This window comes from Desulfovibrio sp. (assembly GCA_016208105.1).
Lineage (GTDB): Bacteria > Desulfobacterota > Desulfovibrionia > Desulfovibrionales > Desulfovibrionaceae > Fundidesulfovibrio.
Map to the genome: position 1 here is coordinate 314,802 of JACQYS010000022.1, position 17,319 is coordinate 332,120.

Sequence of the window (17,319 nt, forward strand, 5' to 3'; positions counted from 1 at the left end):
GGGCGCGAGGATCACTTCTCGCCAAGGGCGATCAGGACTTCCTTCAAGGTGAGCGAGCCGAGATTGCCGCCGGGGTACTGGGCGGTGATCATGGAACAGGTCATTTCCACCCGCACGGTCAACCGTTTGAAAGGAGCGGTCCTTTCCAGGAACGTCCGGCGGTAAAAGTGCGGGTCGGGCCCGTGGCTTTCCATGGCCTGAACCCAGGGTTCGTCGTCGAAGCGGGCCATGACGCGAATCATATTTCCCTGGCCGGTATTGCTGTACCTGTAGGATATCTCGATCTTCCCGACCGGCTGCTGGGCAAGGGTGTCCACCGCGTATTCCACGAATCCGGGAACGCCATTTACCGACGGCTGGAGTTCCCCTCCCCAGAAGGGCGTCATGGTGAGCCCCTCAAGGGCGTGGCTTGCGCCTAATGCGTCCTTCGGGCCGGAGAAAGCGCGTTCCCAGGGCAGGGTGACGGCTTTCTGTACCGGGTCGCGCGGCAGGACCGCCTTGTAGAACGTGAGCATGTCCACCGTGCCCACGTCGACCAAACCCGGGAATTTATCCGCGAGTTCCTCTTTGGTTACTGCGAGATGCCCCAGGCGTTCGAACCAGAGAAAATTGACGATGATGTCCTTGTCCTGGGGCGTAATCCGTACGTTTCGCAGAGGATTCGGCCCTGCCTGGCGTTCCAGGTACCAGTCCAGGGCGTTTTGCAAACCTTCTTCGGAAACAATGACCGGCTCGCCGTTTTTCACTATGGGCGGAATCATCCGGGCCACGACCTTGTATTTTATCCAATCGAGCCCGAAGAGCGTCTTGTCGGAATACAGCGAACCCGAGTGCGACAGCGTCGCCAGCCCGATAAGCACGGTCAATCCCAGTCCGGCCCAAACAGCGAGTCTGGGCCGATCAAAGCCGCAGAACGTCTGGATGGCAATTCCAATTGCCAGAAGCAACAGGGGAAGGAGGAAGATGAAATATCGGGGTTCATGGGTCCATGCCAGTTTCCCGGCCATGACAACTGCCACAGGAATTACGGCAAAGGCCATTCCTGTCCAGAACGAGGCTTTGAAACGCCTGGCGCACTGCCAGGAACCAACTATCGCCAGAGCGATGAGCCCCCAACCCAGAGGACCCTTGAAGAACCAGGCCAGCTTCAGGGCGTTTTCGCCCACTCCGGCCAGGATGGTCAGGGGAGAAGCGATGCCCAGCCAATGCGTCTTGCCGAAGTTCTGTAGAAAAAAAGGAAGGATGGAGAGGAAGGACGCGCCGGTTCCAACCACGAACAGCCAGAAATCCTTGAGCTTTGGCCATGACCGTGCCAGCACGGCCAGGCCGAACGCCGGGGTTAAGACCACCATCATGTAATGGGTCCAGAATAGAAGCAGGTTCGCGGCAAGCACGCACAGAAGGGCTCTGCCGCCTCCGCGCTGCATCCAGCGGCCAAGCGCCCACAGCGAAACAAGAAAAAGAAACAGGAAAAGGCTGTAGGGCCTTACGATTCGCGAGAGCCAGATGGCGTAGGGATTAACGGCCAGAAGCCCGGCCGCCACGAGCCCGGCGGGAGAACCGAAAAGCTCTTTGCCCATCCGGTAAAGGACGTATATTGAAAGAGCGCCCGGCAGGGCGGACAAGAGCCTCAGCGCATGGTCCGACGCGTCCACGTTCATTACGAGCTTGGTCAGCAGGTAATACAGCGGCGGGTGCACCTCCACGAAGCGGAGCCATTCCAGAATGGACGTTGCCGGAAAACGGCTGATGAGCGGCACGAGGATTTCGTCCCACCACATGGACGGGACGCCCAGGTCGTAGAAGCGCAAACCGGTTCCAATGGCCAGTATGGCACAAAGGACGACAGTATTGATGACGCTGCGAGTATCGCTGTTGTTGGCGGTAGTGGTCACGCTCACCTGTTGCTCGGGCAATCGGGCGGAGGCCCCGTCGGCTCTCCCGGTTGACCTTATGGTTGTGGACCCGCCAGCCGTTCCGGCCATCGGTTTCAGGCCGGTGGAAAGGGCTGCGGGCATGGATTTCAGATGGGTTCTCGGGCCAAGGGCCTCTGTTGTGCTGAACCTCGCGGCGCCAAAGCGCCTTGTTCTCTCCCTGACCGCTTCCAACCCCCTCGAGGGCCAGACCGTTACAGTGCTTGTGAACGGGCGTGCGGTTGAGAAATTTGAGAATATCCCCACGGCCGCGCGCCTCACCGGCTTCAGGCGCTACGAAGTCCCCTTCGATGCGCCGCCTGGAACCGTGGAAATCGCCCTGGAATTCACCCGCTACAATCGCCGCTCAGCCGAGGACACCTTTGCCCCGGAGGACAAGGAACCCCTGGCCGTGACTATCTCCGGCCTGGAGATCACTCCTGCCAATCCTTGAGCTCCTGGGCCAGGCGTTCGGCCAGCTCTTCCAGGGGGCGGTCCGGCGCTACAAGATGGGCCACGGCCATGTAGTAGGGCTCGCGGTCGAGAACGGTCTTTCGCACCTCGTCTTCAAGCGACAGCTCGGTCAGGGCCGGACGCTGGTCGGGCTTTAATTCGGCCATGAGCCGCTCCACAACCTTTTCAGGGTCCGTCTGCAGATAGACCACCACGCCGCCCGAAAGCAATTCGCGATTACGCGCCTTGAGCACCGCGCCGCCGCCAGTGGCCACCACGTTGCCCGGGGTTTCGGCCACCGCTGCCAGCACGGCCGTCTCCAGCTCACGGAAGCTGTCCCAACCCTCGGTTTCGACCACGTCGGCGATGGTGCGGCCGGTGGTCTCCACGAACTCCTCATCCAGATCCATGAAGGGCCGCCCCAGAGCCTTGGCCAGCATCCTGCCGATGGTGGTCTTGCCGCAGGCCCTGGGACCCACCAGGTAGATGTTCTTTTCCGCTGATACCGCCATGGTTCCTCCGGGAATATGAAAACGCCCGCACCGCATACTGCTTCAAACGGCGCAGCCGGGCATTCGCAAGACGATTTGCTGGCGGGCGATGGCTCGCCAGGGTAACTGAAAAAAGAGCTGGTACCATCACTGGGCTTGCAAGCCAAGCCGGGTGGCGCTACAGCCCCCGGCCACGGAGGCGAGACAATGCTTACGAATCTGGCCGTAGTGCTCTTTCGGCCCAAGTTCTCGGAAAATGTGGGGTCAACCGCCAGGGCCATGGCCAACATGGGGTGCTGCGAGCTTATCGTGGTGAGCCCCCAGGAGTGGGACGAAGGCCGGGCCCGCGCCCTGGCCACGGCCAAGGGCCAGGACATCCTCGACAAGATGAAGGTTGTTGAGGGCCTGGAACAGGCCCTGGCCCCGTTCGAGACGGTCTACGGCACAACGGCCCGCGTCGGCGGCTGGCGAAAGGGGTTGCTCACTCCCGAGACAGCTGCCTCCCGGGCCGTCGCGGAACTCAAATCCGGCGCCAAAGTGGCGGTGCTTTTCGGCCCGGAGGACAAGGGGCTCACCAACGACGAAACCAAGGTCTGCGGCCGCCTGGTCACCATCCCAACAGCCGAGGAGGCCAGCTCGCTCAATCTGGCCCAGGCAGTGCTCATTCTCCTGTACGAATTCATGAAGGCGAGCCTGGCGAAACCGAGGCGAGGCGCGGCCAGCCAGGCGGCAGAAGGCGAGTCGATGGGCCTGGAAAACTCTGTGGAGCATCCCGGAAGCGATGCGCTGTGCTCGCCAGCAACCAGAATCCCAGCCGGGCAGGTGGGCAATGCCGGGGCAACCCAAAGCACGTCTCGGGCGGCCACGCACAAGGAGCGCGAGGCCCTGTTCGCCAAACTCAGGGAAACCCTGCTGGCCATAGACTTCCTGAAGGAGGACAATCCCGACTACTGGATGCTGCCGATTCGGGCCTTTGTGGAACGCGTGAAGTTGAAGCGCAACGAGTTCAACCTGCTCATGGGGTTCTGCCGGCAGGTGAAATGGGCGGTGGGAAGAAAGAACGACAAGAAAAAGTGATTTGAGACGGCGGCGGTCCAGATCCCCTCTAAACCCTCATCGCTCAGGCGCTTAACTTCTCCACGCGCCTGAAATATTCCTCCCGGCAGTAGTTCTCCACTTCCAAGAGCGTGGCGAAAGGCTCGCGGAAATCCTCCCGGCCCACGGCAAACAGCCCGTGCCCATAGACGATCACGCCGCGCCTGCCGGTCATGGCTGGGGGCAGGGTGTTCACCAGCCCCCGTGGCCCGGTGCCCACTTCGCCCGGCACAACAGGCACGTCCCAGACGAATCTCGGCTCAGTGCACTCTATGTGGCAGCGACCGATCTTGTCGCAGGCCTGTTTGTCGCAGTCCATGGACATGATTACGGCGAAGCGGGGATGCCCGTGCAGGATGGCCCTGGCCCTGGTTTTCAGCACGATCCCCTGGTGGGCCATGAGTTCGCTCGATGCGGTGAGTCCGGCGCAGGTCGATCCGTCCAGGTGGCAGGGGTCTACGCAGTCCGGCAGCTCGTCCAGGGAGGAGCCGGTCTGGCTGATGTAGAGCACGTCGTCGTGGCAGTACGAAATATTTCCGAAAAACGAGTCCACCAGCCCGAAACCCACGGTCGCCTTGCCGGCCTGATCCATGGCCCTGACAATGGCGTCGCGGTTCTCGAAAGGCCCGGCCAGCAAGTCCGGCGCACGGTGGTGCATGGGGGGCAGGAACTGGGCGGCCCTTTTGAAGGCTGCCGTGTATTCCTCGTCGGGCTTGTCGCAGCGGCAAAGCGACAGGTAGTCCGCGAAGAACTTCACGAAGCAGGCAAAACACACGGAGCTTGCGCTCACGAAGGCCTGCTCGGGGCTCACTGTTCCATGGGCCACCACGCCCACGCCCGGCACGATGACGCTCTTGCGGCGCTTCAGTGCGGAGGCGATGGCCTCGGCAGTGAACTCGGCCACCACGGGCAGGTCGTGCAAAAATGTCCGGGTTTCGCAATCGCTCGGCGTTATGGCCCCGTCTGAGCGGGCCGCCAGGAAGTCCACGATGGTGGCGTAAGGCTCGGCCGGGGGCAGAAAGAGCAGGGAGTTGATGCTCATGCGCGCAAAGACCCCGGCCAGGACCTCGGCTTCCGGCGCTTCCCTGCTGAACACCAGGGCGTCGTCCAGGCCGGCCAGGAGCGGAGTTCCAGGCGCTGCCAGGCGGGCGGCCGCGATTTTGTCGGCGTATTTCGTGAGCAGTCGTTTCATGTGGTGCCTCTGGCGGCCAGAGAGGGCGTTGAAGAGTTTGGATGCCTCCGGCGGCCAGAGAGGGCGCCGCCCTCTCTGGACTCTCCCGCCAGGGGGATGATCCCCCTGGACCCGCAACTGCTTCGCGTCGCTCTATGGCAATACGTCCGGGCACGGACGCGAAGCCCATAAAAGTTTTTTGGGGAAGGGGGCTCGGGGGAAACCCCTTTTGTTCACAAAAGGGGTTTCCCCCGGAAACTCTCTTCCAATCCCAATTCTTTCGCCTTCTCTTCCTTCGGCATTCCGTCTTCGGTCAGCCCGCGTATGGCGTAATATTTCGCCCTGGCCTCCAGGAATTCTTCGCGGGGCACGGGGCGGATATCTTGCGCTAGGCCGTGTTCGCCGGGGGCTTCGAAGAACCGGGCCGGTATGTCGTCGTGGGCGCTGGTGAAGCCCAACCGCGCGTTCATGATGCGTTCGCGGTAGTAGATGCGCTCGCCCAGGCGCAGGAGGTCCTGGGCCGAGGACGGCTCGCCGGTGACGGCCTGGTAGGCGTGGGCGTATTCTTCCAGCGAGGCGCCGAAGAAGATGAACTTGCAGGCTGTTAACGAGTCCACCACGGCGTTGGCGTCTTCGGCTATCTTTATGATGCGGGCCTTTCCCAGGAAGCTGAAGCGGTCCGTGGCCACGGGCTTGCGAAGTATTTCGTGGCTGACCGGATAGGCGCGCAGATGGCAGCCCCCCCGGGTGGACAGCGCGTAGGCCAGGCTCATGCCGTAGGCCCCGCGCGGGTCGTAGGCGGGCAGTTCCATGCCCTTGACGGTCATGGCGGTTTCGGGACGCCCCTTGGCGGCGGCGTACCCGGCGGCGCCAAGGCCCAGTTCGGGAAGGCGGCCGTGGCCGATTTCGTTGAGCAGTTCGAGTACGCGCGAGGGGGTAAGGCGCTCGCCGGTGATTTCGGCGTGGCAGGCCAGGGTCACGGCGCTGGAGATGGTGTCCATGCCCAGGTCGTTGCACAGGGCGTTGGCCGCGACCACCAGCTCCATGTCCTCAAGGCCGATCAGGGCCGTGAAGTGGGACATGGTCTCGAATTCGGGCATGGAACGCCCGTCCTCGGCCACCTTCTTGCACTGGATGTGGCAGCCCCGGCAGCCGTGCTTGCTGGTGTGGTAGGTTTCCTTGTAGCGCACGGCGTTCAGGTTTCCGGCCGGGTCGAAGTGTGAGGCCCTGAAGTTGTCCGTGGGCATCATGCGCCGCGAATCCATCAGGTCGTAGAGGGCGCCGGTGCCGAAGCAGGAGAAGCCGTGTCCGCCGGAGAGCACGGGGGATGCGGCCACCAGGCGAAAGATGTCCTCGCGGGCTTTCTTCAAGCCTTCCGGGTCGGCCACGCGGACCTTGCCCGAACCTTTGACAGCCAGGTACTTCAGGTTCTTGGCCGCCCAGGAAAGGCCCATGCCGCCGCGCCCGAAGGCATGGTGTTCGTCCACCATGACGCAGGAGAACTTGACGCCCGATTCGGCGGCCGGTCCCACAACTGCCATTGATCCTTTGAAGTCCAGGGACTGACGCACCTGGGCGCGGGTGAGGCCGGAAAGGAAGGATGCATCCCGGAGCTGGACGGAGCCGTCCTCGATGACGATACCGATAGGGTGCTTTGCCTGGCCGGTGATGACGATTCCGTCGAGTCCGGCCTTTTTCAGCTGCGTGCCCAGGCTGCCGCCCACGGAGGCGTCGCTGAAGGTCCCGGTGAGGGGGGAGCGGGTGGCCAGGCAGGCCCGGCCGGAGGTGGGGGCTATGGTGGCCACCAGGGGGCCGGTGAAAAGGCACAAGGGCATGTCCGGATGGTTCCAGGGCAGGTGGATGAAGGGGTCCAGATAATGCCCGGCCAGGCCTTTGCCGCCGATGTTTCGGCGCAAGACCTCGCTGTCGGACGCTTCCCTGGTGACGCTTCCCGTCGAGAGGTCCACCCGCAATATGGTGCCCGTCCAGCCGTTCATGGTGCCGGTGTGTACCCGCGCCAGGGGAGGGGGGCAACCCTAAAGTTCACGCGGGTTATGCCGAATATCTTTGAAGAGATACGATTATGAGCATCACGCAGGTGAACAACGCCCTTTTTACGGGCATCTCGCTTACGCCCTACAATCCTCTGAAAGCAGAGGCTGTGCAGGGCTTCGCCCACGAATTGACCCGCCGCTCCGCCCAGAGCGCCACAAAGGACGGCGCCAAGCGCACCGTGGAGGACGCTGGCCTGGAGACGGCCATCACCAACGCGGTGGACTTCGTGAAGGACAACTTCGGGGATCAGGCAGCGCGCACGGTGATGGGCATTGTCACCAACCGGGCCGGTTCCGGGCCTTTAAGCGAGGACGAGATCGGCCAGGGCTTCGTGGACTCGCTGGAGTTCATCGACCGCTCCTTCGGCATCGCGGCCGGCGACAAGGCCATGGCCTATTTCAACGGCGAGCTGAATCAGGCCATCAACGGCTACTTCCAGAACGGAAAGGACGAGACCTTTCTGGCTGCGGACGTCGAACAGGCCACGAATGATCTGAACATTACGGTTGGTACGGCACTCTCTTCGCTGGCGGACACGTTCCAGGCGGGCAGCACCGATGAGGGTGCATCGCTCATGGACCAGGCCAGCGAGGATTTGCAGGACATGCTCGATGAGGCCGCGTCGGGGTCAAGAGCCCTGGTGGACGAGAACGGCAGGTTGATCACCGAATATTCCACTGGCTCGGGCACTTCCGCCACCGAACAGACGCTCACCTCAGGCCAGGATGCCCAGGCTCAGATTGCCTCAAACCCCGCGGTTTCCCCACGCTCGAAGCGTTCGCTGTCCCGCAGGCGCACCGGCCAGACTTCAGGCTATGAACAGTCCGGGTTGAAGCCTGGGCTTGTCCTCAATTCATCCGTCTAGCAGCTCAACTTCTCTTCTCTCGCGTGGCGAGGCAGCCACTCTTCATGGTTGTCCACCAGGCCAGCATCAGGCTGTTTCTTCTCTTTCAACGAATTGGCAGCGCACTGTTGATTGAGATGTTGCAATGTTTTTTTGTGGTGCGTAGCGAGTATGTTGACGCACATGCTTGCTGTTGGATGTTGTATAGATACGGGTGGTAGTAAATATAAAATGAATAGTTTGTAGATCAAGTTTGGAGTGTGGGAGTACTCAATGTGTCTCATTCAACTTTGCGACAGACATTCTGTTGAGCTTGAGCGAATGGTCACTGCGCATTTCCCTACTTTTCCTGATATTAAGATTTTGGTGTTGATATGATTGATATATTCGATTAACAGGATGGACTAACTGTCTCTGGAGAGGTTTTGTCCAGGAAAATCCTTGTGCTTTTAGTATTTTATATTGGAGGTTTGTGGCGGCAGCACGCCGAGGGTTGTTTGTGTCTGCACAGAGAACTGTACGCTGGAATTCATTTCACAGGAGGGGCAAAATTGAAATACTTTGCAATGTCATTTGTGTTTTTAGTATTTGCTTTATTCCAGAGTGGAGTCTGTGCTCAAACAACATCATCGGCTGGAACTGTGTTTATAGGGGATTCGATGTTGTATGGATTCAACAACTTTCCTGACTATCTTCCAGGGAGCGTTACGAACCTTGCCGTAACAGCATCAACGTCATCAAGCGCACTGCAAAGTGCATCAAAAGCGGCAAGCATTCATCCCAAGTCCGTGTTCATCATGACAGGCACAAATGACATTCAGTCTGGATCAGTCGATTTGTTTTCAAAAACCTATGATTCCATCTTGTCGACAATCGAGGTGGAATCTCCTGGTACAAAGATATATGCCGAGACTCTTTTCCCGGTGAATTGGACGGCTTTCCCCCAGCTGCAAGCAATAGACAACGCATCAGTAGCTTCCTTTAACTCCGCCATTCGTGGTGTGGTCAGCACCCATCCGAATGTTGTTTTACTCGATTTCAACGCTTCGTTTACGGATTCAGACGGAAACATGAAAAAGGAAATCAGCAAGGACGGTATGCATTTGAATCAGAGCGGATATAAGATATGGGGAAATCTGCTCGCCCCGTATTTTTAAGACTCAGCATCCCTCGCCTGGCCGTGATGGCCGAGGCTTGAACGCCCCGGAGGTAAACGTGACAGCGCGTCACGCGAGTCCTTCCGGGGCGTTTAAGTTGGTCCGGTCAAACTCACTTAAGCCCTAAAGCATTTCCGGAACCCTCCGATACCCTTGGCAGGGAGAGGAGATTGCGGAGCGGATATCTTGAGCCTTTGAAAGATACCGTTTCGCAATCGGCGGACACTTTCATCCGCCGCATCCGACGACGCGAGGTCCACTATGAACGCTGTCCGGAACGCCGCTCTCCAAGCCCCCCTGCGCACGGCCTTGGTCGTTTCCGCCAACGAGGGGCATGCCAGGGTAGACCGCATAAGCTTAAAAAACGCCAAAATTCACGTGTCACGGGCCGTCCAGAGCGGCAGGGCCGCCCGCGAGCATCTGCTCAAATACGGTGCGGACGTGGTGATCGTGGACGATATTCTGGAGGACGGAGCGGGCTGGGATTTCGTCCAGTCGCTCAAATCCGATCACGTGCTGCGCCATATCCCGGTCATCCTGGCCACGTCTTCGGCCGGGCGGGACAGGGTGATGGAAGCCATTAGGCTTGGCTGCGCCGGTTTTCTGGTTCGCCCGTACTCGCTGGACACCTTTTTCAAGCACCTGACACTGGCCCGCCAGGCCGCCTGTTTTCTGCGCGAGGAAATGGGGGATGTGGCGCAGAGCAGGGAACTGGCCGAGCAGGGCAGGGCGGAGGAAGCTCTGCCGAAACTTGAAAAGGCGCTGGAAACACCCGATGACGCACAACACCATTACGAGCTGGGCATGCGCCTTATGGCCACGAAGGAATACGGCCAGGCCGTGGAGTGTTTCACCAGGGCGGTACAGATAAACGCGCTGCTGGCCGAGGCGCATTTGGGATTAGCGCGTTGCTGGCTGGCCCTTGGCGACGAGGTCCGCTACCGCAAGGCGCTCACCCGGGCAGCGGACATAAGCGCCAAAGGTGCCCGGTTCGAGCGGTATAAGGATGAATTTCTGGCCATACTCAAAGCTGATCCGTACGGATTCAACCCCTTCGTCACCCTGGGGATGCGCCTGGCCAGGGAGAGGGACTGGGACGGAGCGCTCATGGCGCTCAAGAACGCCATCTGGCTCTGCCCGGACGATGCCAAGGCGCACCTGGAGCTTGCCAAGGCGTACCACTTCAAGCGCGATCCGGAGTTGGCCAAGCGGAGCGTCAGCCAGGCGCTCACCCTCTCCAGCCACGAACCCGAGGCCCACGACCTTTACGAGCGTTGGACCGGCCGGGTCTGGGGAGAGGAGGCACAGGAGCCCGAAGAAGTGTTGATGGATGAAAAGAGCATGTTCCCGGACATGATCCCGGTGATGCTCAACGGAGTGCTCTATCTGGCCGGTATGGTCACGGAAGGCCTGCACCGGTTCAGACGCGACTACGCCTAGGCCGGAGTCGTACCGTGGCCGCGATGGGGAAACCCTGTCAAGGCTCGGATAATGGGAGACGGTGGCAGCGTGGCCGCCCGGCCCGAAAGCAGGCAGGGACGCGATGCTTGAGGGACACAAAATGACCGGCGGGTCAGGCTCCCAGGGGAGGCCTGCCCGCCGGTCAAGTGTATGAACGCGACGGTCCGGTCACCGGCCCCTGGGCGCGCCGCCCGGAGGGCCTCCGCTTGCGGGCGCCGACGATTTCTTGCCGCTTGAGGGCAAAAGAATCTGGGTGGCCACTTTCTGGCCCTGGCTGAGCCCGGAGAGAACCTCGGTGTCGTGCAGTCCGGACAGGCCGAGTTCGGGCTGAACCCGCACGGCCTTGCCGCCTTCCACCAAGAAGACCGCCTGCTGGTTGTCCACCCATTTGAGCGCGGAATTGGGGATGACCAGCACCCCGGCCTTCTCCTGCACCACGATCTGGCACTGGGTGGTCATCTCGGGCCTGAGCTTGGTGGCTTCCTCGGGGCTTAAGCGCACCAGGGCCTGATAGTAGACGATGTTGTCGCGGATTTCCGGCTGGGGGTAGATGGTGTCCACATCGCCCTTGAAAACGGTGTCCGGGTAGGCGTCCACGCGAAAGTCCACGGGCATGTCCGGCTTCACCTGGCCCACGTCGGTCTCGTCCACGTAGATCCACATCTCAAGGCGCGTTGGGTCGAGCACGGTGATGAGGTTGGCCACCTGCAATCCCGCGACCACGGTTTCACCCTGCTGGGTGGTCACCTGGCTCACCACGCCGTTAATCGGCGTTACTATTTTCGTGTAGGTGATGCGGGTGTCGATGGTGGCCAGGGCCGCGTCCGATTCTTCCACGGCCTTTTCGGCCTTGATCTTTTCCTTCAAAAATTCCGTCTTGGTGAGGTCCAGGGTGGCTCTTCTGGCCCGGACGGTGTTTGCCGTTACCAGTTCCTCGCGCATGGCGGCTTCCTGGGTGTCGCGAGAGACCAGGTTCTGCTTGAGGAGCTGCGTCTGCCGGGCCGAGTTGGCCTTGGCGTAGTCGTGCTGGGCTTCGGCCAGCTTTAATTGCGCGTCGGCTTCGGCGATGCGCCTGGGGTAGACGTCGTCCACGCGCTGTTTCTCGGCCCGGGCTTTTTGCAGGGTGGCCTCTGCCTGGTCGCGCTGGGCCTGGAGCTCGCGGTCGTCGATGAGGGCGATGGTCTGCCCGGCCGTGACCAGGTCGCCGACGCGCACCCGCATCTCCTTTATGGTGCCGGTGGCCCTGGCTCCTATGCGCACGATGGCCCCCACCTGGGCCTTCACGATGCCCGTGGCCTGGAGCACCTTGCGCACGTCTCCCGTCTTGACCTCGGCCGTGGCCAGAACCTTGGGTTCCTTGTCCCCCCCGCCTTGCTTGACGAACACAGCCACCGCGACAAGGGCCAGGGCAAGGCCCAGAATCCATTTCCAGCGTTTGCGCATGGTCAGCTCATTTCCTTGATCCAGGATCGCAGGGGCGTTTCGATGAGGGCGCGGATTTCATCGAGGCGTTTGGGGCTTTGCGCTTCGAAGCGAAGCACCAGCACTGGTTGGGTGTTGGAGGCCCGGATAAGCCCCCAGCCGTCGTCGAACACTATGCGAGCGCCGTCCACGTCGATCATCTCATACAGACCGCGAAAATGCTCCTGAGCCCTTTTGACCACCTCGAACTTGATCTTCTCCGGACAGTCGAAGCGGATCTCCGGGGTGTTGTAGGTCTTAGGCCAGTCCGAAAGCAGGGTCCCGGCCGTCTTGTCCGGGTTGCGGTCCAGCACTTCCAGGAACCTGAGCGCCGCATAGGTGGCGTCGTCGTAGCCGAAGTAGCGGTCAGCGAAAAACATGTGCCCGCTCATTTCGCCCGCGAGCTTGGCCCCGGTTTCCTGCATGCGGGCCTTTATGAGTGAGTGCCCCGTGGCTCCCATCACCGGATTGCCGCCGTGGGCCGCGATGTCCTTGTAGGTCAGGTGCGAGCACTTCACCTCGCCGATGACCGTGGCCCCGGGGTGGTCCTTCAACACTTCGCGGGCGTAGATGGCCAGCAGCTGGTCGCCGAACATGAGCCTGCCGGTTTCGTCCACCACGCCCAGGCGGTCGCCGTCGCCGTCCAGGCCGATGCCGCAGGCGGCCCCCTCGGCCTTCACCCTGTCTATGAGCACGGTCATGTATTTCTCCACCACCGGGTCCGGGTGGTGGTTGGGGAAGGTTCCGTCCGGTTCGCAGAAAATGGGCACCACGTGGGCCCCGATGGCCTCTAACACGTCCACCGTGACCGGGCCGCCCGCGCCGTTGCCGCCGTCGACCACCACCTTCAGCGGACGCGAGAGCCTGGCCTGGGAGGAGAGGGCGGAAACATAGCTGGGCGTGATGTCGTGCTGGGTGATAAGCCCCTTGCCGCTGGGGAAATTTCCTTCGGCCATGATCCGGTAGAGGTCCTGGATCTCATCGCCATAGATTGTGGACGGCCCGGCTATCACCTTGAATCCGTTGAACTCCGGCGGATTATGGCTGGCGGTGACCATCACCCCCGCGTTGACGTCCAGATGCTTGGCCGCGAAATAGCACACGGGGGTGGAGACCATGCCCACAAGAATGACGTCCACACCTGTTTCAGCCATTCCCTTGGCGAGGCGTACCTGATACTCAGGGGATGACAGCCGGGTGTCGTGGCCGATGACGGCTCGCGGAAAACCGTGTTTGAGGAAGTATGCGCCGCATGCGCGGCCGAAAACTTCCACCCATTCGGGATCAAAGTCCTTGTCCACGATCCCTCGGATGTCGTATGCACGAAAAATGTCTGGCGAGATGGGCTTCATGATTTCATCGTCCGTTTTGCACGGGAGAGTTACTGGATGAACTGGGATTGGGAAAAACTGCAGGACAAACGGCAGCGGCAATTCGGCTCGGGGCCTGATTTCAAGAACCTGGGCGATGAGTTCAAACGCTTAACCGATTTCAATTTCCGAGTCCCCGGCGGGCCGAAGTTGATTGCTATTGTCGTGGTAGTCTTATGGCTACTCTCGGGTATCTACATCGTCGAACCGGGCGAGGTCGGCGTGGTGAAGCGCTTCGGCGCCTATGACCGCACCACCGGGCCTGGGCCGCACTACCACATACCCTTTCCGGTGGAAAGCGTGCTGACCCCCAAGGTGGCGGAAATCCAAAAGGTGGAAATCGGTTATAAGACCATCGGCCAGAAACAGGATGGAGCCTTCCAGTACAAAGCCGTTCCCGAGGAAGCGCTCATGCTCACGGGCGACGACAACATCGTGGATGTGCAGTTCATCGTGCAGTACCAGATCGGCGAGCCCGGCGAGTGGCTCTTCCGTATACAAGACCCGAGGGGAACCACGAAGGCGGCTGCCGAAGCGGCCATGCGCGAGGTCATCGGCAACAAGACCATCGACTCCGTGCTGACATCCGGAAAGCTCGAAATCCAGAACACCACCAAGGAACTCCTGCAGTCCATCCTGGACCGCTACAACTCCGGCGTCACGGTGGTGGCCGTGCAGCTCCAGGACGTGCACGCTCCCAAGGACGTCATGGAGGCGTTCAAGGACGTGGCCAGCGCCATGGAAGACAAGAACCGGGTGATAAACGAGGCCGAGGCCTACTCCAACGACATCATTCCCAAGGCCCGCGGCCAGGCGGCGTCCATGCTGAACGACGCCCAGGCCTACAAGGAATCCGTGGTGCGCAAGGCCAGGGGCGAAGCGGCCAGGTTCCTTTCCATTCTGGCCGAATACAACAAGGCCAAGGACATCACCAAGGAACGCATGTTCATCGAGACCATGGAGACAATCTTCGCCAATCCCGAGCTTGAGAAGATCATCCTGTCGGACGAGGCGCTCAAGCATGCCGTGCCCTACCTCCCCCTGGACCGCCAGGGCCGTGTGAAAGCCGGCGACAAGGGAGGGAAATAGCCATGCGCAGAATAGTCATTCTCGCCCTGTCGGGCCTGGTCGCGGCAATCCTGGTCATGCAGTCCATGTTCACCGTGGACGAAACCCAGCAGGCCATCGTCCTGCAACTGGGCAAGCCCATAGGCGGCACCCTGGGGCCTGGGCTGCACTTCAAGCTGCCCTTCATCCAGAACGTGGTCTACATCGATTCGCGGGTCTTGAACTACGAGGCCAACCCCGCCGAGGTGCTCACCAAGGAGAAGAAGGCCCTGGTGGTGGACAACTACGCTAAGTGGCGCATCGTGGACCCGCTGCTTTACTACCGCACGCTGCGCACCGAAGGACGGGCCAAGGCCCGCCTGGACGACCTCATCTACGCCGAAGTCCGTGTGGCCATCGGCAGCTATTCCATGGAGGAGGTGGTCTCTTCGCGCCGGGCCGAAATCATGGCCATCGTCACCAGCAACGTGAACGAGACCGTGAAGAACTTCGGGTTGCAGATCATGGACGTGCGCGTCAAACGCACGGACCTTCCGGCCCAGAACGAGAAGGCCATCTTCGGGCGCATGAAGGCCGAACGCGAGCGCCAGGCCAAGCTCTACCGCTCCGAGGGCCAGGAGGAGTCGGCCAAGATCAAGTCCGGATCGGACAGGGAGCGGACAGTGCTTTTGGCCGAGGCCCAGCGTGAGTCCGAGGTCCTGCGCGGCCAGGGCGACGCCGAGGCCACCAAGACCTACGCCGAGTCCCTGGGCCAGTCTCCCGAGTTCTACAGCTTCATGCGCAGCATGGAGGCCTACAAGAAATCCCTGCACGACAACGGCAGGGTGATCATGACCCCGGGCTCCGGCTTCATGCGCTACATCAAATAGCGATTGAGCTTGCCCCTTGATCGGAAAAACGCGGGAGCTTTTTGTCTCCCGCGTTTTTTGTTGCCTTTGTCACTGAATTTATTGATGAAAAAGATAAGTTTCCGCGCGTTGGCCGTTCAGGCTCGCTCCACCTCATGTATAAAATAATGGAGAGTGTCAGTGCATCGCTTGCCAAAGGATTTGGCTGGGTGTATCCGATCGAGACCTCCCGTGAGGCGCTACCTCACGCCGAATTTCTTGAGGAGTACGATGCGGATCTTCAACTTCAAGCTCATCCTCCTTGTGGGACTTTTTGTGGCTCTGGTCGTCAAGGGCGGACAACTCTGTTCTCCTGACGGCGTTCAGGCCATGCCCAACCTGGTTGTGAAAGAGCGTGTGGCTCCGGTGGAACCGCTGCCCATCCGCTCTGTTGAAGAGGACTTCCGAGGGGTGAGCCCGCTTCCCGCTCTCACCGATATCACCCCTTCCGCAAGGAAGGTGGACAAGCCAGCCAAGAAGCTCACGCGTAAAGTGTCGAAACCGAGTACATCGGCAAAAGACACCTCAAAAAAATCACCCGGCAAAAGCTGAGCTGGCAGGCGCCCGTGGCGCTGCTCCCGTGTCTGGCGCTTCAGCGCGGCATTGCCGGCGCGGATGTGCGCCGCATGCATCCCCGGGCGGATTTGCCTTGGTATGCCCGCCCGGCGAATGGCATCCGCATTGACGGGCGGGGCGGCCCTTCCAAGGCTTGACAACACTCGCGAAAAGGCCGATTTCACTCCACTTGCGCCGCTTCAGGCGCCACTTTCCGTTTTGGGGGAATCCATGGGATTTGAGCTCATCAAGCCGAACGTCAACTTCGATTTTCTCGGCTACCGCAAGTACGCCTACATACTCTCGGCCCTGCTGGTGCTGGCCGGAATCGCATCCCTGGTGATCAAGGGCGGACCACGCTACGGCGTGGATTTCGCCGGCGGCATGACCATCCAGCTCAAATTCGCCAAGACGGTCACCCCGGACGAAATCAAGAAGCCCCTGGACTCCGCCGGGCTTCCCCACCTCACGGTGCAGCGCATGGGCCAGGACAAGGATAACTCCTTTCTGATAAGCGCCTCCGAAAAGGGCGAGCCCCTGGAACAGGTGCGCGTGAAGGTCGACCAGGCTCTGAAGGCCAGCATGGGCGAGGGCGCGTTTGAAGTGCAGCGTCTGGAAGTGGTCGGACCCAAGGTGGGCGAGGACCTGAAAGCAGGGGCGCTCAACGCCATATTTTGGGCCGTGCTCCTCATTGCCGTCTACATTTCATGGCGGTTCGAGCAACGCGGGCTGGTGGCCGCGATTTCCATGGCCGCGGGTCTGGGCGTTGGCGTCTGGGCCTTTCGGCAGTTGGGCCTTTCCTCCGGCTATTTGATCATCGGGGCGATGGCCATCACCCTCATCTTGTGCTGGGTGCTCAAGCTCAAGTTCGCCCTAGGCGCGCTGGTGGCGGACATCCACGACATCGTGCTCACCATCGGCTTCTTCTCCATTTTCGACCTGGAGTTCGACCTGACCGTGGTGGCGGCGCTGCTGACCATTCTTGGCTACTCGCTTAACGACACCATCATCGTGTACGACCGCATCCGCGAACGCCTGCACGGCTCCAAGGATGAACCGTTGATCTCGCTTATTAACAGCGCCGTGAACCAGACCCTTTCGCGCACCATGCTCACCTCGCTCATCACCCTGTTCACGGTGGTCGCCCTTTTCCTCTTCGGCGGCAGCGTGCTCAGAGATTTCGCCCTGGCCATGATCATCGGCGTGGTCACCGGCACCTATTCCTCGGTCTTCATAGCCAGTCCGATTCTGGCGGACCTGGGGTCGGGTCTTGACTCGCTTCAGCAGGACGAACCACAGCTCAAGGGCGGAAAGGCGTGAGCGCAGCCCCCGGATCGG

General features: G+C 60.8%; 14 protein-coding genes and 2 pseudogenes. 10 read left to right on the forward strand and 6 right to left on the reverse strand.

Annotated features, from left to right (window positions below; translation table 11 throughout):
- Positions 1–11: 11 nt before the first annotated feature.
- Entirely contained in the window at positions 12–1,895 is a 1,884-nt protein-coding gene (locus HY795_14045) for a glycosyltransferase family 39 protein (protein MBI4806353.1), read from the reverse strand.
- Here HY795_14045 and HY795_14050 point away from each other — a divergent pair.
- Positions 1,855–2,367, forward strand: coding sequence for a hypothetical protein (locus HY795_14050; protein ID MBI4806354.1), 513 nt, complete (start codon positions 1,855–1,857; stop codon positions 2,365–2,367). The genes HY795_14045 and HY795_14050 overlap by 41 nt on opposite strands.
- Here HY795_14050 and aroL read toward each other — a convergent pair.
- Entirely contained in the window at positions 2,348–2,878 is a 531-nt protein-coding gene (gene aroL / locus HY795_14055) for a shikimate kinase AroL (protein MBI4806355.1), read from the reverse strand. The genes HY795_14050 and aroL overlap by 20 nt on opposite strands.
- Before the next feature lie 186 nt (positions 2,879–3,064).
- On the opposite strand from aroL, the pseudogene HY795_14060 reads away from it, so the two are divergent.
- A pseudogene (locus HY795_14060) lies at positions 3,065–3,547 on the forward strand (RNA methyltransferase).
- 162 nt (positions 3,548–3,709) lie between these two features.
- Positions 3,710–3,934: pseudogene (locus HY795_14065) on the forward strand (RNA methyltransferase).
- 43 nt (positions 3,935–3,977) lie between these two features.
- Here HY795_14065 and HY795_14070 read toward each other — a convergent pair.
- Positions 3,978–5,144, reverse strand: coding sequence for a class II aldolase/adducin family protein (locus HY795_14070; protein ID MBI4806356.1), 1,167 nt, complete (start codon positions 5,142–5,144; stop codon positions 3,978–3,980).
- Positions 5,145–5,356: 212 nt separating this feature from the next.
- Positions 5,357–7,120: an aldehyde ferredoxin oxidoreductase family protein gene (locus HY795_14075; protein MBI4806357.1), complete on the reverse strand. Its 1,764-nt coding sequence runs from the start codon at positions 7,118–7,120 to the stop codon at positions 5,357–5,359.
- Positions 7,121–7,206: 86 nt separating this feature from the next.
- On the opposite strand from HY795_14075, the gene HY795_14080 reads away from it, so the two are divergent.
- The 3 genes from HY795_14080 to HY795_14090 all read left to right on the forward strand — a co-directional run bounded on the left by HY795_14080 (position 7,207) and on the right by HY795_14090 (position 10,619).
- Positions 7,207–8,043: a hypothetical protein gene (locus HY795_14080; GenBank protein ID MBI4806358.1), complete on the forward strand. Its 837-nt coding sequence runs from the start codon at positions 7,207–7,209 to the stop codon at positions 8,041–8,043.
- Between the two features lie 422 nt (positions 8,044–8,465).
- Positions 8,466–9,179, forward strand: a complete 714-nt coding sequence (locus tag HY795_14085) for a hypothetical protein (GenBank protein ID MBI4806359.1) — start codon at positions 8,466–8,468, stop codon at positions 9,177–9,179.
- Between the two features lie 261 nt (positions 9,180–9,440).
- On the forward strand, positions 9,441–10,619 hold the full coding sequence (locus HY795_14090) for a response regulator (GenBank protein ID MBI4806360.1): 1,179 nt from the start codon (positions 9,441–9,443) through the stop codon (positions 10,617–10,619).
- 189 nt (positions 10,620–10,808) lie between these two features.
- On the opposite strand, the gene HY795_14095 is transcribed toward HY795_14090, so the two are convergent.
- Positions 10,809–12,083 carry an efflux RND transporter periplasmic adaptor subunit gene (locus tag HY795_14095; GenBank protein ID MBI4806361.1) on the reverse strand — a complete coding sequence of 425 codons (1,275 nt, stop codon included), beginning with the start codon at positions 12,081–12,083 and terminating at the stop codon, positions 10,809–10,811.
- Positions 12,084–12,085: 2 nt separating this feature from the next.
- Positions 12,086–13,453, reverse strand: coding sequence for a phosphomannomutase/phosphoglucomutase (locus HY795_14100; protein ID MBI4806362.1), 1,368 nt, complete (start codon positions 13,451–13,453; stop codon positions 12,086–12,088).
- 36 nt (positions 13,454–13,489) lie between these two features.
- On the opposite strand from HY795_14100, the gene hflK reads away from it, so the two are divergent.
- The 4 genes from hflK to secF all read left to right on the forward strand — a co-directional run bounded on the left by hflK (position 13,490) and on the right by secF (position 17,301).
- The gene (gene hflK, locus HY795_14105; protein ID MBI4806363.1) at positions 13,490–14,560 is read left to right on the forward strand and encodes an FtsH protease activity modulator HflK; all 1,071 of its coding nucleotides are present in this window, start codon (positions 13,490–13,492) and stop codon (positions 14,558–14,560) included.
- 2 nt (positions 14,561–14,562) lie between these two features.
- A complete protein-coding gene (gene hflC, locus HY795_14110) occupies positions 14,563–15,408 on the forward strand; it encodes a protease modulator HflC (protein MBI4806364.1) in 846 nt (281 codons plus the stop codon).
- Between the two features lie 249 nt (positions 15,409–15,657).
- Entirely contained in the window at positions 15,658–15,978 is a 321-nt protein-coding gene (locus tag HY795_14115) for a hypothetical protein (GenBank protein MBI4806365.1), read from the forward strand.
- Positions 15,979–16,212: 234 nt separating this feature from the next.
- Positions 16,213–17,301: a protein translocase subunit SecF gene (gene secF / locus HY795_14120; protein MBI4806366.1), complete on the forward strand. Its 1,089-nt coding sequence runs from the start codon at positions 16,213–16,215 to the stop codon at positions 17,299–17,301.
- The last annotated feature ends 18 nt before the right edge of the window (positions 17,302–17,319 follow it).